Below are 21,995 nucleotides of genomic sequence, written 5' to 3' on the forward strand. Positions count from 1 at the left end.
GGCCATCCAACCCTACAAGCTGTTTCCGAACAACCGACGAGCCGACTGTCGCCGTCCCGTCCGCAGCGCTGCGGACGATCCCGCGATCATGAGCGTCCCGTCGGCAACGAAGGCCTCCACCACGATGTGCGACACTGGAGATATTCAGCCGCAGAGCTTTCCGCGCACTGCCCGACCGTCTAGGTCGACGAGCAGCCGTCCTCGGGCGACTCCGGGGCAAGCGGCCCGGTGCGGTTGGCGGTGAGCATTCGGACGGCCGTGATGCGCAGGTCCGGACGGGGTCGCCGGGCGGTGAGTTCGGCCAGGCAGATCTCGCCGACCATGGCCACCTTCATCCGGGAGGCCGCGTCGGGGTCCGGCCATCCGGCGGCCACCATGTCCGGTCGTCCCACCGCGATGAACAACTCGTGGCGACGGCGGATCTCCTCGCGCAGATCCGGGTCGGTGCGCGCCTGCACCATGAACGCCTCGGTGCCGCGGGCATCGAGACAGGCATCCAGGAATGCGTCCAGGCTGGGGCCGATCCGTTCGATCCCCGGCGGAATCCCGGCCAGCGCCGCGGCCACCGACTGCGACAGCGCGTCGAAGAAGCGGCGGTGCAGCGCGATGACGTAGCTGCGGCGGTTGACGAAGTGGTGATAGAAGGTGCCCTTGGCCATCCCGGCTTCCTCGACCACCGCGTTGATCGAGAGACGGTGCAGCCCTTCGCGTTCCGCCACCACGGTGCCCGCGATGAGCAGCGCCGTGCGACCGGGGTCGGCAATGACTGTCATGTTTCCGAATTCTCCCCACTCTTTCTGAAAAGCCTAGTGTCGTGCACCGGCCGCACCTACGCTGTGACCGATCGGTCGGTCGAAGCCTAGCTGGGTTCCGGATGGGCCATCGGGTCATCGAGGACCGATCTGATTCCGGGCGACCCTGGGGGTTCGAAATGTCCGCTGAGTTTAAATTGGTGAGCGGCGATGTGGTGCCGCTGGCGTCGAACGCGTGCTATCTCGTATCGATCGACGACCTGTTGCCCGCGGATTCGCCGCGGTCCAACGGAGAGGATCGCAGGCATATCGCGCGACTGGCCGAGAGCGATACCGAATTACCGCCGATTCTGGTGCATCGCAGCACCATGCGCGTCATCGACGGAATGCATCGGTTGCGCGCCGCGCAATGGCTCGGACGCGAGCACATCGACGTCGTGTTCTTCGACGGGACACCGGCCGAGGCCTTTCTGCGCGGAGTCGAGCTCAATACGACACACGGTCTGCCGCTGACACTTTCGGACCGCAAAGCGGCGGCCGAACGGATCATCGAGACGATGCCGGAATTGTCCGATCGAGCCATCGCGTCCACCGCGGGACTGTCCGCGCGCACGGTGGCCACGATCCGCCAACGTTCGAGTGCGGAAATTCCGCAGTCGAACATCCGCGTCGGCGCCGACGGCAGGCGCAGGCCGATGGACCGCGCGCAGCGCAGGCGCCGGGTCGCCGAGCTGCTGGCGGCCTCGCCGGACATGCCGCTGCGCGCGCTGGCCGCCGCGGCCGAGGTATCCATCAGCACGGCACACGCGATCCGCAAACGCCTGCGCGAGACCGGGTCCTGTGATCGCGACAACACCGCGGAACAGCCCGAGGGCAGCGCGCTGCTGCTGCAACAGCTCACCCGCGACCCGGCCATGCGGCACAGCCAGCAGGGCCGTGACCTGCTGCGCTGGCTGCACACCCATTCGATGCAGCGCGAAGTGTGGACCACGCTGGTGGCCACGGTCCCACCGCATTGCATCCCGGCCGTCGCCGAACTCGCCAGCCGCAATGCCAAGGAATGGCGAGCGCTGGCCAGCTACATCGATCCCGGCGCCGCCGAATAGCGCCCGGCCGCATCGGCATTCGCCACCGCCGGAGTTCGAGAAAAGGTCATTCATCATGCTTGTTGGTCTCGCACGCCTGGCAACCCGGCGCCCGCGATCCATCCTGTACGGCGCGCTGCTCATCGGGATCGTCTGCGTCGGGCTCGGCTGGTCGGCGCCCGCCCACCTGAAGTCCGGCGGTTACATCCCGTCCGACACCGAATCCACCGAGGTCGCGGCGTTCCTCAATCGCGAATTCCCGGGTGCGGCACCGAATCTCGTGCTGCTGGTCACAGCGCCCGACGGGCTGGACAGCCCCGCGGCCCGCACGGTCGGCGAGCGCCTGGCCGCGGATCTGCGCGTCCACGACGAGGTCGACGCGGTCCAGTCCTACTGGGAGCTCCCACCGGATCTGCGGCAAGGGCTGCGCGGCAACGACGGCCGCGCCGGCCTTGTCCTGGCTCATGTCACCGGCGACGACACCGACGCGCCGAAACGGGCGGGCGCCATCGCCGAACACGTGAGCGGCGACTTCGACGGCGTCTCCGTGCGGGCGGGCGGCCAGGCGGTGGCGTTCGACGAGATGAGTCATCAGATCGTCACCGATCTCCTGGTCACCGAGGCGATCGCGATACCGCTGACCGGCCTGGCCCTGATCCTGGTCTTCGGCAGCCTGACCGCCGCGCTGATCCCGCTGTCGGTCGGGGTGTTCAACATCTTCGCGACGCTGCCGATCCTGCGGCTGCTCACCGAGGTCGGCGACGTGTCGATCTTCGCGCTGAACATGATGAGCGCGCTGGGTTTCGCGGTCGCGATCGATTCGAGCCTGTTCATGGTCAGCAGGTTTCGTGAGGAACTCGCCGCAGGGCACGACACCGGCTCCGCGGTCTCGCGCACGGCGCGCACCGCGGGCCGCACCGTGCTGTTCTCCGGCGTGGTGATCGCGCTGTCGCTGTCGACGCTGCTGGTCTTCCCGCTGTATTTCCTGCGGTCGCTGGCCTATGCGGGGCTGGCGGTGCTCGGCGCGGCCGTATTCACCACGCTGCTGCTGGTGCCCGCCGCGCTCGCGCTGCTCGGCCCCCGCGTCGACGCGTTCGACCTGCGGGTGCTCCTGCGCCGCCGACTCCGGCGGCCGCAACCCGAGCCCGTCGAGGTCACCGCAGGCAGGTGGTATCGCCTGGTGCAGTTGGTCATGCGCCGCCCGGTGGTGGCCGCGCTCTCGGTGATCGCCTTGTTGCTGGTGCTGGGTTCGCCGTTCCTGTCCATCCGGTTCGGCGCCGCCGACGACCGGGTCATCGCGGGGGCGTCCAGCCACGTGGTCGGCGACGCCTTGCGCACCGGTTTCCGGGAGAACGCCATGGCCGGTGTGGTCGTGGCCATGCCCGGGTACCGGGGCGGCGACGCCGACATCGCGGACTACGCGGAGCGTTTGTCACGAGTGGAGCACGTGACGTCCGTGCTCTCCGCGGCCGGCGTCTACGCAGGCGGGCTGAAAGTGGCCTCCGCGCCGCCCGGCATGCGCGACGACGCGGGCACGTACCTGCGGGTGGGCACCCGGCTCGACCCGTACTCCCCTGCCGCGATCGATCAGCTCGACCAGGTGCGCGCGGTCCCCGCACCGGGCCGGGCGCTACTCGGTGGCGCGGCGGCCGAAAGTGTCGACTCGCTCGACGCGCTCGCGGCGAAAGTGCCGTTGGCCGTCCTCGTGATCGCGCTGTCGACGCTGGTGGTGCTGTTCTTCTTCACCGGCAGCGTGCTGCTGCCGATCAAAGCGCTGCTGCTCAACACGCTTTCGCTGGCGGCGACCTTCGGCGCCATGGTCTGGATCTTCCAGGAAGGGCACCTGGCGGGCCCGCTCGGCTTCACCCCGACGGGCTACCTCGTGCCGACCATGCCGATCCTCATGTTCTGCATCGCCTTCGGCGTCTCGATGGACTATGAGGTGTTCCTGTTGTCCCGGATTCGCGAGGAGTGGCTGTCCTCCGGCGACAACACCCGCGCGGTGGCGACCGGCGTCGCGCGCACCGCGCGGATCTTCACGGCGGCCGCCTGCCTGATGGCGATCGCCTTCGCGGGCATGGTGACCTCGCACGTGTCGTTCATCCAGCTGTTCGGCCTCGGCCTGACCCTGGCCGTGCTCAGCGACGCGACATTGATCCGCGGCGTGCTCGCGCCCGCCCTGATGCGCCTGCTCGGCGCGGCCAACTGGTGGGCCCCGCGTCGGCTCGCCCGGTGGCACCAACGTATCGAAATCACCGAGACCAGCGCAGCTCTCGAGCCAGTACCCAAGTAGTGCGATAGGAACAACATGGCGAAATTCCGCACAGGCGTGATGGATTCCGGCGTCTACACCCGGTTCGCGCCCGATCTGCAATTTCGCGGCAGCCGCTCGGTGGCGATGGCGGGCGGGGCGGACTCGCTCTGGGTGACCGACCATTTGCCCTCGATCCTGCCCGCCTCGATCTGGAAACCGCGGCACGTCGGCATCACCCGGCTCGCACCGCACGCCGACGGCATCTACGAACCGTGGACGGCGCTGGGCTATCTCGCCGCGCAGAACCGCTTCGCCCGCCTACGGCTCGGCGTCGGCGTCACCGACGCGGGCCGCCGCAATCCCGCCGTGACCGCGCAGGCCGCGGCCACGCTGCACCAATTGAGCGGGGGCCGCGCCATTCTCGGCATCGGCACCGGCATACGGGACAACAACGAGCCCTACGGCGTGGACTGGTCGGCTCCGGTCGGACGGTTCGAGGAGGCGCTGGCGACCATCCGGGCCCTGTGGGATTCCCACGGCAGCCTGGTCACCAGGGATTCCCCGTATTTCCCCTTGCGCGACGCGGTCTTCGACGTGCCGCCGTACCGGGGCACCCGTCCGGAGATCTGGGTCGCCGCCGGGGGCCCGCGCATGCTGCGGGCCGCCGGGCGCTACGCCGACGTGTGGTTCCCCGGCTTCGCGCAGCGCCCACACGAATACCGGCATCGCCTCGACCTGGTTCGCACCGCGGCCTCCGACGCGGGCCGCGACCCGTCGTCGGTCGCGCCGGCCGCCGTGTTCAGCGTGCTCACCGCCGCCCGTCCCGGGCAGGTGGACGCGCTCGTCGAGAGCGTGGGCGCGCGGGCGCTGACCCTGTGCGCCCCCGGGGAGATGTGGACCAGGCACGGCGCGACCCACCCGCTGGGCGAGGACTTCACCGGCCTGCAGGACTACCTGCCGCAGACGTTGGACGAGCGCACCGTCCTGGACTACATCGAGAAGGTCCCGGCCGCACTGGTACGGGAATTCTGTCTGGCCGGAACGCCGGACGAGATCGTCGAGCAACTCGCGCACTGGCGCGACCACGGTCTGCGCTATGCCGTGCTCATGAATCTCAGCGCAATTCATCCGAGCATCACACGAGGGATGTTTTCGAACGCGCCCCTGGCGGCGACGTTACGTAAATTGAAACGTCTGTAACACAAGACAATTGACGGCCGAGCCGCCCGAGCAATAGCATGCATTCGAGCGAAGGAGCTCGTCACAATATTTGTGCTGCTGCGGTCGGGGGGCTCAGCATGGTCCCGCATTCAAGGCCAGGAGAAATAATGGTCGACATTGCAATAGTGGGTATCGGCTGCCGGTTTCCAGGCGGTGTATTCGATGCGGAAAGCTACTGGAATTTTCTGTTGAACAAAGGCGACGGGATCGTCGATATCCCACCGGACCGTTGGAGTATCGAAAAGTACTACGACCCGGATCCGGACGCGCCGGGTCGTATGTACACGCGGCGCGGCGGATTTCTCACCCAGCCGCTGTGGGATTTCGACGCCGACTTCTTCGGCATCGCCCAGAAGGAGGCCGCGATCCTCGACCCCCAGCAGCGGCTGCTGCTCGAGGTGACCTGGGAGGCGCTCGACGACGCGGGTATGGCCGGTCGGGTCTCCGGCCACCGGGTCGGCGTCTACGTCGGCGGCTTCATCCTCGACAACGTGCTCGGGCGCAGCGGTCCGCTGGTCCGCTCGGCGATCACCAGCCACACCGCGATGAGCGCCTCGCACACGTTGTTGTCCAACCGCATCTCCTATCTGCTCGACCTGCACGGCCCGAGCCTGACGGTCGACACCGCCTGCTCGTCCTCGCTGGTGGCCACGCATCTGGCGGTGCAGGCGATCGCCAACGGCGAGTGCGAGATCGCGCTGGTCGGCGGGGCGAACGCGATGCTGCAGCCGGAGACGTTCATCTCGATGTGCAAAGGCCGGTTCCTGGCGGTCGACGGTCGCTGCAAGACCTTCGACGCCGCCGCCGACGGCTACGGCCGGGCCGAGGGCGCGGGCGCGGTGCTGCTCAAGCCGCTGGACGTCGCACAGCGCGACAACGACCGCGTCTACGCCGTCATCCGCGCGACGGGGGTCAACCAGGACGGCCGCACCATGGCCATACCGGTGCCGAATCCCGTTGCGCAGGAACAACTCGCTCGCCAGGTGCGCGACGACGCGGGTGTCGCGGCGCACGAAGTGAGCTACCTCGAGGCGCACGGCACCGGCACCGCGGTCGGCGATCCGATCGAGCTGTCCGCGCTGGGCGCGGTGTACGGCGCGGTGGACGGCCGCGGCGAACCGGTGCCGGTCGGCTCGGTGAAGAACAATTTCGGGCACACCGAGGCCGCGGCCGGGGTCGCGAGTCTGATCAAGGCCGCGCTCACCCTGCACCACCGCACGGTCGCGCCCCAATTCGAGCTGATCACGCCGAATCCGGCGATCGAGTTCGACGAGCTACGACTACGGGTGCCGCTGAGCGCCGAACCGCTGTCCGCGGCGCCTGGGAAGGGTGTGGTCGCGGTCAACGGCTTCGGCTACGGCGGCACCAACGCCCACGCCGTACTCGTCGAAGCGCCGCCGGCGGCCGCACGAACCGAGGACGAGCGCCCGGTACCGCGGGTGCTGCCGATCTCCGGCCGCCACGACACCGCCGTGCGCACGCTCGCCGGTGAACTCGCCGACGCGCTCGACCGGCATCCCGCCGAGTCGGTGACCGCGGCCGCCTGGACCCGCCGCGCCCACCACCCGCTGCGGGTCGGCTTCGCCTACGACGACGCCGACGATCTGCGCACCCAGTTGCGCGCCTTCGCCGCCGGAGAGGGTCGCGCCCCGTCCCGGATCATCGGCGACGGAGAGGTCGAACCCGTCTTCGTCTTCAGCGGAATGGGCCCGCAGTGGTGGGGCATGGGCCGCGAGCTGCTCACCACCGACAGCACGTTCGCCAAGGTCGCCAGGGAGATCGACCGTGAGTTCGTCTCGATCGCGGGCTGGTCGATCCTGGACGAGATGCTCGCCGACGAGGACGGCTCGCGGATCATGCAGACCGCGTACGCCCAGCCCGCCAACTTCGTGCTGCAGGCCGCGCTGACCGCCGAACTGGCCGAGTACGGCGTGTATCCGGCGGTGGTCGTCGGGCACAGCGTCGGCGAGGTCACCGCCGCGTACGTGTCCGGCGCGCTCTCGCTTCGCGACGCGCTCACCGTCAGCTATCACCGCGCGCGACTGCAGGCGACCACCGCGGGCACCGGCGGCATGCTCGCGTTGGGCATGTCCGAGAGCGAAGCGCGCGAGTTGCTCGCCCGCACCGACAGCATCTCGATCGCCGCGGTGAACAGCCCCGGCGCGGTCACCCTCGCCGGCGACAGCCAGGACCTCGAACTGCTGCGCGACACGCTTTCTGCCACAGGCACATTCGCGCGCAGCCTGCGTGTGGAGGTGCCGTACCACAGCCATCTGATGGACCCGATTCTCGACGATCTGCGGAACGCGCTGGCCCAACTGGCGCCGCGAGACGCGAAACTCACCACGTACTCCACCGTGACCGCCGCCGAGATCGCGGGCACGGACTGGGACGCGGACTACTGGTGCCGCAACGTCCGCGAGCCGGTCCGGTTCGCCGACGCCATCGGAGCGCTGGTCGACGCGGGTCACCGGGTCTTCCTCGAGGTGGGCCCGCATCCGGTGCTCAGCGGCAACATCCGCGAGATGCTGATCCATCGTGGCGTGATCGGCGCCGCGGTGACCACGCTCTCGCGCGATCTGCGCGATCGCAACAACGTGCTGCGCGCCGTCGCGGACCTGTATGTCGCGGGCTCGCTGGACGGTTCGGCCGTGCCGGGCCGTCCGGACTCGATCGTCGAGCACCTCGACCTGCCCGCCTACCCGTGGCAGCGCAAGCGGGTCTGGCACGACGAGGCGGTGACCCTGCTCGATCGCCTGGGCAGGCCGGACGGCTACGCGCTGCTGGGCGATCCCACGACGGCGGGGAGCCCGGAATGGGAGGTGCAACTCTCGGTGTCGCGGCTGCCTTGGCTACGCGACCACGTCGTGGCGGGACATGTCGTGCTGCCCGGCGCGGCCTATCTCGATGCCGCGCTCAGCGCCGCCGTCGAGCGCACCGGACGCACGAGCCTCGGCCTCGAGTCGGTGGAATTCGTCGCGCCGCTGGTGATCGACGAGCACGACATCCCGGTACTGCGAGTGAGCGTGGAGGAGTCGACCAAGCGCTTCCAGATCCGCTCACGCTCGGCCACCGCCGCCACCTGGACGCTCAACGCCCACGGCAGGCTCATCGAAGCCGATTTCACCGCCGCGGTCGTGGATGTCGACGCCCCTGAGCACGCCGTCACCGTCGCGGGCCCGGATCTGTATCGCGGTCTGGCGGCGCGTGGGCTGGACTACGGTCCCGCCTTCCAGCGCATCGTTTCGGCCGTCGTCGGCGCGGACGCGGTGGTCGCCTCGCTCGCGCCGATCGAGGAGGAGACGCCGATCCGGCACCTGGCCCACCCGGCCCTCGTCGACGCCGCGTTGCAGTGCGTCGCCGCGCTGGCAGCGGACTCGGACACCGACGTGGCGATCGTGCCTGCCGCCATCGCCGGGGTGCGCAGGCTGGGCCCGCTGCCGGAGCGGCCTCGTGTCGTGGTGACCCGGCGCGGAGTCGACCCGCTGCGCGCCGACATCGCGATCGTCGGCGAACAGGGCGAGGTGGCCATGCGGCTGCTCGGCGTCGAGTTCCGTCCGGTCAGCGCGGCGATCGATGTCACCCATCAGCTGGATCGCGTTTTCTACCAGCCGCTCTGGGAGATCGTCGAGACACCGTCCGGTGCGCGGCCCGCCGAGGAGGAGGCCGTGGTCGCCGTCTGCGTCGGCGCGGACGCCGCCGACCGTGCGGCGTCGCTGCTGGGCGAGCGGACCGCCGTCACCGTCGTGCTCGCCGACCCCGAAGCCGACGACAACGACGAGCGCCTGCGGCTGGCGCTGCGCTCATCCGAGGGCGTACCGATCGCCGAACGGATCCGGGTGATCAGCGTATTCGGCGACGCGTTCGACGGGTCGCGCAACGTCTACTGGCTCGCGCGGGTGGCCAATGCGGTCGAGCATCTGCTCGCCGACGCGCCGCAGGTCCGGGTCCGCAGCGTCGTCGTCACCGAGGACGCGCTGTGCACGCCCGCCGACAGCGCCGCCAAGGTGGCGCACGGCGCACTGGTGGGGGCGCGGCGCGCGCTGCTCAACGAACAACCCGCGGCGGGCTGGCGGCTGGTCGACGCGTCCTCGCGCTCGGGAACGCCGCTGGCGGATCTCGTCTTCGCCGACGACGTGCTCGACGAGATCGGTGTGCGGGGAACCGATCACTGGGCGGTGCGGCTGGACCGGAATTTCGGCACGTATCTCGACGAGCGCAACCGGGCCACCCCGCTGTCGGATCCGGAAGCCTCGTTCGTGGTGGAGATTCCCAAGTCGCGGCTGATGTCGGATCTGGCGTTGCGCGAAACCGAGCGGGTCGCGCCGGGACCCGGCGAGATCGAGATTCGGATGGAAGCGGCCGGGCTGAATTACAAGGACGCGATGAAGGTCATCGGCGTGCTCACCGAAAAGGAGCTCGCGGGCACGTATTTCGGCGCGACGGTCGGTATGGAGGGCTCCGGTGTGGTCGAGCGTGTCGGCCCCGGCGTCACCGATGTCGCGGTCGGCGACCGGATGATGGTGTGCGCCCGCGACATCCTCCGCAAGTACGTCACCATGCCCGCCGACGCGGGCGCGACCATGCCGCACCGGCTGCTACCCGGCGAGGACTACGATCCGTTGACCTGCGGATCCGGGTTGCCTTATCTCACCGCCGAATTCGGATTGCGGACGCTGGCGCGCCTGCGGCCGGAGGAGACCGTGCTCGTGCACGGCGCGGCGGGCGGCATGGGCATGGCCGCGGTGCAGGTCGCGCTGGACATCGGCGCCACCGTGATCGCGACGGCGGGCACGCCCGAGCGGCGCGCGCAGGTGCGCGCGCTCGGCGCGCAGCACGTGTTCGAGTCGCGGTCGGCCGACTTCGTCGACCAGATCGCCGATCTCACCGGCGGCCGTGGCGTCGACGTGGTCTACAGTTCGGCGCCCGGCGAGATCCTGCGCCAGAACTTCCGGGTGGCCGCGGAATTCGGCCGCGTCGTCGACATCGGCAAGGCCGACATCTACACCGGCGGCGTCATCGATCTGGGGCCGTTCGACCGCAACCTCACGTTCTTCTCCGTCGACATGGACCGCGCGCTGGCCCACGATCCCGAACTGCTGCGCACGCCGATGCGCGCCAGCCACGCGGCATTGCGCGCGGGCGCCTACCGATACCTGCCGCACACGGCCTATCCGGTGTCGGAGCTGGCCTCGGCGTTCGAGTCCGTCGCACGATCCGATCAGATCGGCCGGGTTGTGCTGGACCTGCGCGAGGAGCAGCCGATGGTGCGCCCGAGACTCGCCCACCCCCGGATCGACCCGGACGGCTGCTATCTGGTGACCGGCGGCTTCGGCGGCTTCGGCCTGGCCACCGCCCGGTGGCTGGTCGCCGAGGGCGCACGGAAGCTGGTGCTGGTCGGCCGCAGCGGCGCGTCCACCCCGCAGGCCCGGCAGCAGGTTGCGGCGTTCACCGCGGCGGCCGTGACGGTGCTCGAGGAGCGGGTGGACGTCGCCGACTACGCCGCGACGGCCGCGTTGGTGGATCGCATCCGGTCGGTCGCGCCGCTGCGCGGGATCTTCCACGCGGCTGGAGTGGTGAACAACCTGCCGATCCCGCAGATCACCCGGGAATCGCTCGACGAGCTGTTCGCCAAGGTGCGCGGAGCGCAGCATCTGGACCGGGCGGTCGAGGAGGCGGGCATCGAGCTGGACATGTTCGTGCTGTACTCCTCGATCAGCGCGCTGGGCTGCATCACCCCGCAGATCGGCTATGCCGCCGCCAACGCCGCCCTGGACGCGCTCGCCGCCGACCGCCGTGCCCGTGGCGCCGCGGCACTGGCGGTGAACTGGGGCTTCATGAGCGGCGGCGGTATGGCCGACAAGACCGAGGCGCTGGTGGACTACGTGAAGTCGATCGGTTTCCTGCCCATCGACATGGACCGGGCGACCGCTCTGCTGCGCGAATGCCTGGCGCTGGACACCACCCAGGTCGCGGTGGCGGACATCGACTGGACGGTGTGGTCGCGGGTGGCCCGGCCGTCCACCGACACCCGTCGCTTCCGGCAGCTGCTCACCGACATCGGCGTCGGCGGCGAGGCCGGCGGCGCGCTGCGTACCGAAATCCTCACGCTGCCCGCCGAACAGCGCGCCGACTTCGTCGCCCAGCGCCTCGCCGATCAGCTCGCGGTGGTGCTCGGCGTGAACACCGACGCCATCAACATCGACGAGCCGGTCACCGACCTCGGCATGGACTCGCTCATGGCGATGGAATTCGGGGCCCGCACCGAGAAGGAACTCGACGTCAAGATCTCCGCGCTCGAACTCAGCCGGGGCCTGTCGCTGCGCGGCATCGGCGCCAAGGTGGTCAGCCAGTTCGCCGAGCCCGCCCAGGCGCAGGCCGCGGCATGAAAGGCACCGACATGTCCACCGAACTCATCGCTTACGCCGATATCGACACCGTGCTGGGGCACCGCGACGGGCGCTTCTTCGGCGAGGGCTACAAGCGGATCACCCACCGCATCTTCGACATCACCCTCGACCGCGACGCGCAGGACCGTCCCCGGCTGACGGCGACCGCGGGAGTGCACTATCCGCTGGACTGGTCGCGCAAGAGCACCCGCGTGCTGGTCCCGCACGTGAGCAGCATCGATTGCTCGATCTTCGGCTACCGGCTGCTCGAGGTGATCCTGCGCGAGTGCTACGGGCTCACCGACAGCGAGATCCGTTCGTGCTGGGTTCCTTTCGTCCAGTTCAGCAGTGGGACCATCGCGACGGAGTCGCTGGAGGAGTTCCCGATCAGCGCGACGGTGGTCGCGGTGGAGGGCGACACGATCAGCATCACCGGGGCGCTGGGCGGCGGTATGAGCCTGGAGGCCACCGTGGCGTTGCCCGCGCCACCGCGTCCGGCCCAGGCCGCACGGCACACCGTGCACGAGACGGGCCGGGGGTACTTCCACGGCGGGGTGTACGCCCGCGGACAGTACCTGCGCAATGTCGTCGTCTCCGACGGCGGCAGCCGGGCGCAGGCCGATTTCGCGCTCGCGGAACCGGATCCGGCCGGGCCGTGGCACGGTGTGGCCGACGCCTACCAGCCCTCGGTCACGCTGGTCGACGCGACGGTGATCCTGGCGCAGCTGTCCCAGGTCGTGCTCTACGAACTGGACAACATCGCCCGCAAGGACAGCGAGACGCTGTGGATGCGCCGGATGACCGCCCGCGCGTCCGCTCCCCCGGCACCGTTCACCTCGGGCACCGCGACCACGCACATGGCGCGATCGATGGTCCTCGCCTTCGGCGGCGGCGACTGGCGCATCTCCAGCTGGGCGTCGGACTTCGCCGGGTGCGAGATCCGATACGACCTCGCGCACCGACTGCCCGCCTAACCCGCGCAATTCCGAACGTTCAGAAAGGCACCCCCATGTCGGGAAACAATTATCGACGCATCGTGATATCCGGGACCTACTCGACCGGAAAGACCACGACCTCCACGGCGCTGTCCCTGCTGACCGGGATTCCCCGGGTGGACGCCTCGTCCGCGCGCGAAGTGGTCACCGAGCTCTATCCGGGCATGCGGTTCCAGGACCTGAGCACAACCGAACTGATGGCGCTCGGCTTCCGCAGGCTGGAGTTGCGCATCCAGGCCGAGGCGATCCTCGATGCCCAGGGCGGATTCATCGCCGACGGTTCGGTGCTCAACGAGTGGGTCTACGGCACCACGCGGCTGATCACCGGCCCGAACCCCGGGTCGACCCGGTGGCACAAGGCCGTCAAGAACACCCTCACCCTGCCCGGCCGGCCGTTCTACCGCCGCTACCTCAACGCCTACGGCGATATGGCCCGGCAGCGGGCCCGGCAGAATTACGACATCTTCTTCCACCTTCCGGTGGAGGTGCCGATGGATCCCGACGGCCACCGTCCGGTCGACGAGCGCTACCGCGCCATCTCCGATCGGCAACTGCTGCACGCGATCAGCGAGCTCGGGCAGCCGGTGGTGACAGTGCGCGGCACTCCCGAACAGCGCCTGGAATCCATCGTCTCGATGCTCGACATCCCCACCGTGATGGACATCGACGTCGCGGTGAAGGAGGCGATGGAGATCGTGCGCAGCAGCCGCGAGCGGGTTCAGGAAACGATCATCTCCCAGGCACAACCGAACACTCTCGGCCGCAAGATCAAGTTCGCCACCCGCGTTTAGGAGCACGCCATGACCGTCCTGCTGGACAAGACCAAACGCTACAACCCGATCGACTCGTGGTTCTACGACAACTTCATCTCCGATGCCGTACGGGAGATGACCCCGACCCTGTTCGACGACATCGTCGCCCAGCTCGACGACGGCGCCCAGGTGCTCGACGTCGGTTGCGGCGGTGGGCAACTCGCGGTCGGACTGGCCACCGCCGGGACCACGTTGCGGCTGACCGGCATCGATCTGTCCCCGCAGCAGGTGCGCAGGGCACGCAAGCGCGGCGCGGCGCTGGGCAGCCGGATCCAGTTCCGGGAAGGCTCGGCGATGGACCTGCCGTTCCCCGACGCCGCCTACGACGCGGTGATCAGCTCCGGCTCGATCAAGCACTGGCCGAATCAGCGCAAGGGTCTCGCGGAGATGATCCGGGTGCTGCGGCCGGGCGGTCTGCTGCTGGTGATCGAGGCGGATCGAGGCTGCACCTTCGAGGACGCGCGGTCGTTCGTCGACCGCTGGAAGCTGCCGCAGCCGATGGCGCGCGCCTGCCTGCCGTTCTTCCGCACCTACATCGCCGGCTACGGCATCGACCTGGAGGACGGCCGCGAGCTGGTGGCCGATCTCCCGGTCACCGAGGCGACGGTGCGGCGCATCTCGGGCGAGCCCGGTATTCAGATCACCGCGCGCAAACTGGACGAGTGAACACGGCTCCCGTCGGCGAATACTGCCGGTGATCGAGCCGGGCGGCGGCACGGCCGAGACGCCGCCCGGCTCGACCCGGTGTTCTCACGAGCGCCGGCCGCGCTGGGGCTTGCGTGCGGCTTCGTCGGCTACCTGAGCCTGCCGTTCGGCGGGCACCAAGGCGCGGATGTCCTCTCGGGAGCCGATCATCAGTTTCGCCAGGATCGAGCTCATCTGGGCGTCGACGGTCTTGAACGAGCTGCCGCGCCGGGCGGCGATGGCGGTGTTCGTCCAACCGGCCGCCGCCAGCACGGCCACTTCCTGTTCGGCCGCCGACAATTCCTCCCAGTGCGAGGGACGGCGCTGCCGGACCGGATGTTCGACAGGTAGCCGGTCCAGCGACAGCTTCCCCAAAGCCAGTTGCACCACCTCGCCCAGCTCCGGACGCAGCAGCGCACCCTCGCGCTCGGCCTCCGCGAAGGCGGACTCGCCCAGGACCGCCCGGGCGGTGCCTGCGGCGATCTCGGTCTCGATGGCGAACGGGCCGAGATTGGACATGTTCACGCCGATTCTGTCGCGCAACGTGGCGCCGCCACCGACCAGGCGCGCGATATCGCGTGCCCGCGCCGTCACCGTGCCGGAGCCGCCGCCGGTGTCGGTGTCGCGGATCGAGCGCGCCAGTGCCCAGGCGGTGATGTGGACGGCCCACACCACGCCCCACTGATCGCGCATCGCCAGCTGAGTGGTCAGCGCGGCCCGTATCACGGTGAGCGCTTGTTCCGTATCGCCGTGTCCGGTCAGCGCGATCCCCCGCGCCAAACCGGCCCACGACGCGGCCCATCGCGCGCCGGAGCGCTCGGCGTGGTCCAGGTGCCGCCGGGAGGTCTCCAAAGCCTGCGCCGGTGTGCCGAGCAACGCCGCGGCCAGCGCTTCGAACAGTTCGCTCATCGCGGCCCCGCCGCGGTCGCCGTCGGCCAGGAACCGCTCCCGAGCGCGGGCCAGTACGGCGATCGCGCGCACATCCCGGCGCACCAGCATCAGCTCGGCGCCTCTGGCGAATTCCACCGGGGCGGGCAGCTCGATGTCGTCGAGCCGCTCGCGCCACCCCGCACGAGCCGCTGGGTCGGGCAGGCAGAGTGCGACGCATTCGTCCAGCATCCGATCGGCGTCGTGGTGCATGCCCTGGCACAGGCTGATCCACGTGATCAGCGACATCGCCGTCACCTGCAGCGGCACCGGCTGCGGGTCCAGCGTCCGGCTGGCGGCCAGCGTGCGCTCGGCCCAGCGGCGCGGTTCGCGCAGCGAACCGCTGAGGAACGGGATGCGCAGCGCGATCAGCCCGGCGGCGATCTCCAGCCCCACCACGGCCTCCTCCGGCACCGTGAGGCTGCCCGCTATGGCGCACAGCAGGTTGTCCCAGGCCGCGCGCGCCCAATCCAGCAGATCCTGCTCGTCCGGGCCGAACCATCCCGCTCCGGCCGCAACGACCTTGTCGCGGTAGTAGCGGCGGTGCCTGCCTGCCAGCCGGGCCGGTTCGCCGTCGCGTTCGGCCAGTCGCTGCTGGGCGAACAAGCGGACGCTCTCCAGCAGTGAGTACCGCACCGTTGTCGCGGTCAAATGCACCGTGACCAGTGATTGGTCCGCGAGCCGTTCGAGCAGGCCGTCGATCTCCGCGCGAGCCAACCCGCCCGGCTCGTCGTCGGCGCAGACCGCCTCGATCGCCTCCAGCTCCGCGCCGACGTCCGACTCCGCCGGGTCCGCGTTCTCCGGGTCGACGTCGTACCCGGCCGCGAACACCGACAGCCGGTCGAACAGCAGCCGCTCTTTGTCCCGGCACAGGTCGTACGACCAGGCGATGACGTCGCGGATACCTTGATGCCGTGCCTCCGCGCCGATCCGGGGACCGGGCGACCAGCGCAGCCGCCGGTCGCTCGCCTCGCCGGTGAGGTCACGCAGGATCATCCGCAGCGGCTGCCGCAACAGCCGTGCGGCGGCCAGACGGATGTAGAGCGGATGGTTGTGCACATGGCGGCAGATCTCCACCGCCAGGTCGGTCTCCTCCTCGGCGACGGTGTGCCCGGTCAGACCGGCGCGCGCACGGAACAGGGTGAGCGCCTGTTCCCGCGACAGGGCGGGCACCGGCACCAACTGCTCGTCCACCCAGCCGATCGCCTCGCGGCTGGTGGCCAGCACGGTCAGCCCCGGCGCCGCCTCCAGCAGGTCGGCGATCACCCGCCCCGCGCCGTCCAGCACGTGTTCGCAGTTGTCCATCACCAGGATCGTCTGCAGGGTGCGCCCGACCGCGTCGCGGCGGCGCAGCGTGTCCAGCACCGCCTCCCACGCCGACCGCCCGGAGAAATCGGCGTCGATGAGCGAACGCGCGAGGAGTTCCTCGACCGCCGCAGCGCCGGAGTCCCGGGACAGCAGCGCCAGGCGCACCCAGTGCACCGGCACGCGTCGCGCCCTGTGGAACCGCTGCGCCGCCTCGGTCGCCAGCCTGGTCTTGCCGATGCCACCCGCGCCGATCAGCGTGACCAGGCGGGTTCCGCCCAGCAGCGCCATGCCGATCTTCTCCAATTCGCGCTCACGCCCGACGAAGTCACTGGTGGCCACGGGTGCAGACCCCAGACCCGGCGTACGTCCTTCCGACACAACAGGGCAGCGTAGTCGGGTCGCGGCGGCGGATACGCGGGTCTCTACCGATGCGCGGTGTCCACCTATACGCGGACGATTGCGCTGTCACGGCAGTCGATCGCACGACCGGAAGGACACGATGGTGGGACGGATACTGGTACTCGGGGCGGGCGAATGCGGGTTACCCCTCGCCCACCGTCTGCTGCGCGGCGGCCGGACGGTGACGCTGGTGACCGATCGGGACGCCGACGCGGTCCTCGCGGGCACCGTGACCAGCACCCAGGTCAAGTTCCCGCCCACCCTGGACCTCGAATCGGATATCGGCCTGGGCTTCTGGCGCTCGACCGCGCCGAATATCGAGGGCATCCGGTTCACCATGGCCATCGATCGCGCGGCGGTGGTCGGCTGGACCGGACGATTCACCCGCCCGGCCCAGAGCGTTGATCAGCGGACGGTGTTCGCCCGCTGGCTCGGCGAGTTCCTGGCCGAGGGCGGCGACTTGCGCATCGCCGAGCCCTCGGTACCGGAACTCGACCAGCACGCCGCCGACCACGACCTGACCGTGGTGACCCGTGCGGGTCGTGAGCTGGCCGGCTGCTTCGAAGCCGATGCGGCGTGGCCGGTAGCCGCCGCACCGATGCGGCGACTGGCGGTGCTCTATCTCGACGGCGTCCAGCCGGACCTGGAGAACCTCGGCTACTACACCACGCTGCCCGAGCACGGTGAGGTGATCTCCTATCCCGGGCTGACCGGACGACCGGGGCAGGAACGCCGCTGCGAAATCCTGCTTTTCGAGGCCCGGCCTGGCGGCGTGCTGGACGTTTTCGACCAGCACGCCACGCCCACGCGACGCTGGGCGCAAGCCCGGGAACTGCTGGACGCGCACCTGCCCGCCGAACTCGCCGAGCGCTACCGGCACGCTCAGCCGACCGATGCCGGAGCGACGCTGGTGGGCGCGGTGACTCCGGTCATGCGTCGTCCGGTGGGCACCCTGCCGTCGGGCAGGCCGGTGCTGGGCGGAGGCGACGTCGTCTGCCGGATGGACCCTGGCGGCGCACAGGGCGCCAACAACGCCGTGCACTGCGCGGTCCGCTACGGCGAGGCGATCCTGCACGATCCCGACGGCCCCTACGACCGCGCGTGGATGGAGTGGGCGGCCGCGCCGTGGCTGACGGCCGTCGCGCACCCCGCCGCGCGGTGGACGGCCACGGTGCTCGATCCGCCACCCGCCCTGCGCGAGATGATGCTGGCCGCCCAGCACGACACGACGCTGGCGGACGCCTTCGCCGACACCTTCGCCCGGCCGGCGAACCTCACCCGGCTCGCGGCGACAGCGCCGTCCTGACCGACTGCCGGATTCAGGATTGCCAGGGCGGCGTTTCGGGAAAGACGACCGGCAGCGCGGTCAGAGCGCGGTGAAAAGGCCCCGGCCGCCAGGTCAATTCGTGCACCGGCACGGCGGGCCGCAGTTCCGGCAGCGCGTCCAGCAACTGGTCCACCGCGTCCTGGCCGATCAGGTAGGCCGCGCTGCGGGCCGGACAGGCGTGTGGCCCGGCGCCCCAGGCCAGATGTGATCGGTTGCCGCTGTGGTCGTGCCCGCTGATCGCCGGATCGTTGTTGCAGGCGGCGAAGCTGATGACGACCGGCTGATGCGCGGGCAGCCAGACGTCGTCGATCAGGATCGGCTGGCGCGGATAGGTGACCGAGAAATTCGCCATCGGCGGGTCGGTGAACAACACCTCGTCGAGGGCGTCTCGGGTGGCCAGGCTCCCGCCGAGGACGTCGCCGCCGAACCGGTCGTCGGTGAGGATCAGCACCAGGGTGTTGATGATCAGGTTCTGCAGCGGTTCGATGCCCGCCCCGTAGAGCACGACGAGCTGGTGGATCACCTCCGCGTCGTCCAAACCGGCCGGATGCCGCAGCAGCCGCGTCGTGATGTCCTGGCCGGGCTCGGCGCGCTTGAGTTCGAGCAGCCGCAGCAGCGCGGTGACGAGCAGGCGATTGCCCTCCTCGGCGTCCACCCCGTCGAACACGGCGCGGGTCGCGGCGGCGACTTCCTGCCCGATCTCCGGCGGGCAGCCCAGCATGGCGTTGATCGCCTCGAAGGCGAGCGGAAAAGCATACTGCGACACCAGATCGGCGCTGCCCGCCGCGCAGAAGGCGTTGATCAGCGGGACCGCGATCCGCTCCACCGTCTCGTGTAAGGCGTGCAGATCGACGGCATCGATGCTCGCGGTGTTCGCCTGGCGGTAGCGCGCGTGCTCCTCGCCCGTGCTGCGCATGGCGTTGGGGCGCCACTCCAGCACCGGCAGCACCGGGCAGCCGGTGGGGACGTTCGCCTGCCAGGCGCGCGGGTCGGCGGGAAAGTGGGCCGGATCGTGCATGATTCGCACGGCCGTGTGATAGCCCAGTACCAAGGTCGCCGACACGCCCGGCGCGAGCTCGACCGGCGCCATCGAACCGTAACGGGCGCGCATGTCGCGGTAGGCGGCATGCGGATCGGACGCGAACTCCGGGGAAAACAGCGATACGCGCTCGATGTCGTGGTCGATCGGCGAACCATGGTGTACGCCGGAGTTATTCGCGGTGCGATCGAGGTCTCGGGACGTGGTCAACGCGTCACTCCCACGGTAGAAGCGTGCACGGCGAGCGCGGGCGCACTCGGCGCGGATCGTCGCGGCGTCGTCCGGTCCATACGGCGCACCACTGCGACGCATCGTCCCGACCGCGCAGCGGATCGACACACAGGATGGTCGCGTAGGTAGAACGCGGGCATCGGTAGCCGCGCATGACCTGCGATGATGCTACTGCTCCGCTGCACCGCAACCTGATTCGAGACGGCTCGACGCACGGTCGTCCTCGCCCGGCCGACATGGCCACCGACGGACGTTCACCGGCGGCGCCGCGCGGGCACGCGAATCCCTCTGGGACGCTGGGTATTCGCTACAGAACGCAGGACCGACGGACGCGTCCGCTCCGAAACGGCGGCCCGGCCGCGCGCCCGCTTTCCCGGGAGCACAAGCACTTCGACGTGCAAGTGGCTGGTGTATAACTTCCATCGGCCCGGTCGACTCCACCGACAAGCGATAGCGAGAAACGATGCACGGTTACCTGAACCAGGTGTCCCAGAGCACGACCCCCTCCGGCTATCCCACGCGCGAGCCCGAGACCCGTGCCGTCACGCCGCCGCGCACCGCGGATCTCGTCGTCAGCGCGCTGTTGTGGTTCCTGCCCGCGACGCTGGCGGCGATGTCGACGATCCTCGCGCCGTGGTTCCTGATGGCGGGCGGCATCTGCGAGTCCAAGCCGGAGTGCCGGGTCGACACCAGCGCGGGCGTCTGGATCATGGTCGGCGGCGGAATCGTGGGCTTCGCCCTGGGCGCGTTGCTGTCGGTGCTGGCGGCCCGGCAGGGACGGGCGATGTTCCCTGGCGCGTTGGTCGGTGCGGTGCTGGTCCTGCTCGCGTGGTTCGCCGCCTCGTTCCTCATGGGCTGAACCGCGCGTCGGCAGCCGCCGCGACGGACCCGTGACCGCGCGGCGCTCGGGGGTCAGTTTGCGTCGTAGATGCCCTGACAAAGGGCCGACGCGGTGGTGCGCACCCGCTCGTCGGTTTAGTGCGCGAAGCGATCCGGGGCCATAGGAACTCGCCACTGCGCCGCGGACCTCGGGCCGCTTTGTTCTCGTTCCCAACTCACGAAACTGGCGCGGGTGTACTATTCGCCGGAATCACCCCACCGCGGGAGCTCGGGCACGGCCGGGCTGAGAGGGCGGACCGCACGCGTCGCCGACCGCATGAACCTGTCCGGGTAATGCCGGCGTAGGGAGAGCGTTTCCGTCATGTCGTCGACCCGCGCGAGCGCGGCGCAAGAAGCCCCGCTCACCCTCGACCAGCCCGCGCCGAAAGTGCTCTCGTTCTGGGACCAGAGCGCGTTCTGGGCCAATCTCGGCGTCAGCCTCATCGCGTTCTCCGGCGCGTACACGGTGCTCGCGCCGAATGCCGAGGGCGCGGCGCAGATCTCGATCGCGGCGGGCATCCTGGCGACCGTCCTCGGCACCCTGGTGGGCGGGCTGATGCTCGGCGCCGCCGCGCTGACCGGCGCGCGTACCGGACAACCCGCCATGGTGCTGCTGCGCGGACTGTTCGGCGCGAAACTCAGTTATCTGCCGACCGTCCTCAATATCGCGCAATTGATCGGTTGGGGCACATTCGAGCTGATCGTCATCGGCGACGCGGCCGGGGAGTTGTTCGGCGGCGGCCCGCACTGGCTCTACGTGGTGGTCGCGGGCCTGCTCACGACCGTCCTCACGATATGGCCGCTGGGCTCGGTCCGTCTGCTGCGCAGGTTCGTGACCGCCGGTGTCGTGATCGCCCTGATCTGGTTCTACGCGCAGTTCTTCCGCGCCGGTCTGCCCGATCTGCGGGCGAACCCTGGACCGAGCGGGAGCGGGCCGTTCGGCGTCGACTGGAACCTCTTCTGGGTCGCCACCGATGCCGCCTTGGCCGTCTCGATCTCGTGGGTTCCGGTCGCCGCCGACTACACCCGGCACTCCCGCACCGGCCGCTCGGCGTTCGGCGCGGCCAGCGGCGCGTACGCGCTCACCCAGATCATCGCCTACGTCCTCGGCCTGTTCGCGCTGGCGCTGGCAACCGGCGCAGGCGGGCCGTACGCACCGTTCCTGCAGGTGAGCCTCGGTGCGCTGTTCTTCTTCGTCTTCGTGCTGCGGGAGGCGGACCAATCGTTCGCCAATGTGTACTCCACCGCCGTGTCGATCCAGAACCTCGCGCCGCGCGTCGACCGCAGAGTGCTCTCGATCGGCCTCGGCGCCCTGATCACGGTGCTGGCCCTGCGGTTGGACATGAGCAACTATTTCGGCTTCCTCGGACTCATCGGTTCGGTGTTCGTGCCGCTGCTCGGCGTGCTGGTCGCCGACTTCTTCCTGCGGGCCCACCGCGAGTGGAACACCGCTCCCGACGCGCCGGCGCGGTGGGGCATGGTGGTCGCGTGGCTGGCTGGCTTCGCGGTGTATCAACTGATCAACCCGGGTGACGCCGGAGTGTGGACCGAGTTCTGGGATCGGGTTCGGCAGGCTCTGCATTTCACCGCGCAGGCGTGGATGAGCGCATCGCTGCTGTCGTTCCTGGCGGCGCTGGCGGTGGCCTGGCTGGTCGGCAAGGTGGCGGCGAGGACCGCATCGGCGTAGCGAATG

General features: G+C 69.8%; 13 protein-coding genes and 1 riboswitch. Of the genes, 10 read left to right on the forward strand and 3 right to left on the reverse strand.

Translation table 11 applies throughout. From position 1 onward, the window contains the following. Positions 1 to 179 precede the first annotated feature (179 nt). The gene (locus ACIHAX_RS08560) at positions 180 to 773 is read right to left on the reverse strand and encodes a TetR/AcrR family transcriptional regulator (protein ID WP_356968376.1); all 594 of its coding nucleotides are present in this window, start codon (positions 771 to 773) and stop codon (positions 180 to 182) included. Between the two features lie 158 nt (positions 774 to 931). Here ACIHAX_RS08560 and ACIHAX_RS08565 point away from each other — a divergent pair, with 158 nt between their 5' ends. The 7 genes from ACIHAX_RS08565 (at position 932) to ACIHAX_RS08595 (ending at position 14,174) form a co-directional block, all read left to right on the forward strand. Further along, entirely contained in the window at positions 932 to 1,858 is a 927-nt protein-coding gene (locus ACIHAX_RS08565; protein ID WP_355081186.1) for a ParB N-terminal domain-containing protein, read from the forward strand. Positions 1,859 to 1,913: 55 nt separating this feature from the next. Beyond that, positions 1,914 to 4,130: an MMPL family transporter gene (locus tag ACIHAX_RS08570; protein WP_397276580.1), complete on the forward strand. Its 2,217-nt coding sequence runs from the start codon at positions 1,914 to 1,916 to the stop codon at positions 4,128 to 4,130. Between the two features lie 15 nt (positions 4,131 to 4,145). Next, positions 4,146 to 5,291, forward strand: a complete 1,146-nt coding sequence (locus ACIHAX_RS08575; protein WP_397276582.1) for an LLM class flavin-dependent oxidoreductase — start codon at positions 4,146 to 4,148, stop codon at positions 5,289 to 5,291. A gap of 128 nt (positions 5,292 to 5,419) precedes the next feature. After that, positions 5,420 to 11,701 carry an SDR family NAD(P)-dependent oxidoreductase gene (locus ACIHAX_RS08580; protein ID WP_397276584.1) on the forward strand — a complete coding sequence of 2,094 codons (6,282 nt, stop codon included), beginning with the start codon at positions 5,420 to 5,422 and terminating at the stop codon, positions 11,699 to 11,701. 11 nt (positions 11,702 to 11,712) lie between these two features. Continuing rightward, positions 11,713 to 12,675: an AvrD family protein gene (locus ACIHAX_RS08585; RefSeq protein ID WP_355081178.1), complete on the forward strand. Its 963-nt coding sequence runs from the start codon at positions 11,713 to 11,715 to the stop codon at positions 12,673 to 12,675. 62 nt (positions 12,676 to 12,737) lie between these two features. Further along, positions 12,738 to 13,487, forward strand: coding sequence for an ATP-binding protein (locus ACIHAX_RS08590; RefSeq protein ID WP_355081177.1), 750 nt, complete (start codon positions 12,738 to 12,740; stop codon positions 13,485 to 13,487). Between the two features lie 9 nt (positions 13,488 to 13,496). Beyond that, positions 13,497 to 14,174: a class I SAM-dependent methyltransferase gene (locus tag ACIHAX_RS08595; RefSeq protein ID WP_355081175.1), complete on the forward strand. Its 678-nt coding sequence runs from the start codon at positions 13,497 to 13,499 to the stop codon at positions 14,172 to 14,174. An 84-nt stretch (positions 14,175 to 14,258) separates the two neighbouring features. On the opposite strand, the gene ACIHAX_RS08600 is transcribed toward ACIHAX_RS08595, so the two are convergent. Further along, positions 14,259 to 16,766 (reverse strand): NB-ARC domain-containing protein, encoded by a 2,508-nt coding sequence (locus ACIHAX_RS08600; protein ID WP_364435537.1) that lies wholly within the window; start codon positions 16,764 to 16,766, stop codon positions 14,259 to 14,261. 163 nt (positions 16,767 to 16,929) lie between these two features. On the opposite strand from ACIHAX_RS08600, the gene ACIHAX_RS08605 reads away from it, so the two are divergent. After that, entirely contained in the window at positions 16,930 to 18,132 is a 1,203-nt protein-coding gene (locus ACIHAX_RS08605) for a styrene monooxygenase/indole monooxygenase family protein (RefSeq protein WP_397276587.1), read from the forward strand. Between the two features lie 13 nt (positions 18,133 to 18,145). On the opposite strand, the gene ACIHAX_RS08610 is transcribed toward ACIHAX_RS08605, so the two are convergent. Then, positions 18,146 to 19,402 carry a cytochrome P450 gene (locus ACIHAX_RS08610; RefSeq protein WP_397276589.1) on the reverse strand — a complete coding sequence of 419 codons (1,257 nt, stop codon included), beginning with the start codon at positions 19,400 to 19,402 and terminating at the stop codon, positions 18,146 to 18,148. 484 nt (positions 19,403 to 19,886) lie between these two features. On the opposite strand from ACIHAX_RS08610, the gene ACIHAX_RS08615 reads away from it, so the two are divergent. Both ACIHAX_RS08615 and ACIHAX_RS08620 read left to right on the forward strand, forming a co-directional pair. Then, positions 19,887 to 20,282, forward strand: coding sequence for a hypothetical protein (locus ACIHAX_RS08615; protein WP_355079285.1), 396 nt, complete (start codon positions 19,887 to 19,889; stop codon positions 20,280 to 20,282). A 231-nt stretch (positions 20,283 to 20,513) separates the two neighbouring features. Continuing rightward, positions 20,514 to 20,628, forward strand: a riboswitch (TPP riboswitch). Beyond that, complete coding sequence (locus tag ACIHAX_RS08620) at positions 20,625 to 21,989, forward strand: cytosine permease (protein ID WP_355079287.1); 1,365 nt, start codon at positions 20,625 to 20,627, stop codon at positions 21,987 to 21,989. It overlaps the preceding riboswitch by 4 nt. Positions 21,990 to 21,995 lie beyond the last annotated feature (6 nt).

It is taken from the genome of Nocardia sp. NPDC051929, from assembly GCF_044548645.1.
Classification (GTDB): domain Bacteria; phylum Actinomycetota; class Actinomycetes; order Mycobacteriales; family Mycobacteriaceae; genus Nocardia; species Nocardia sichangensis.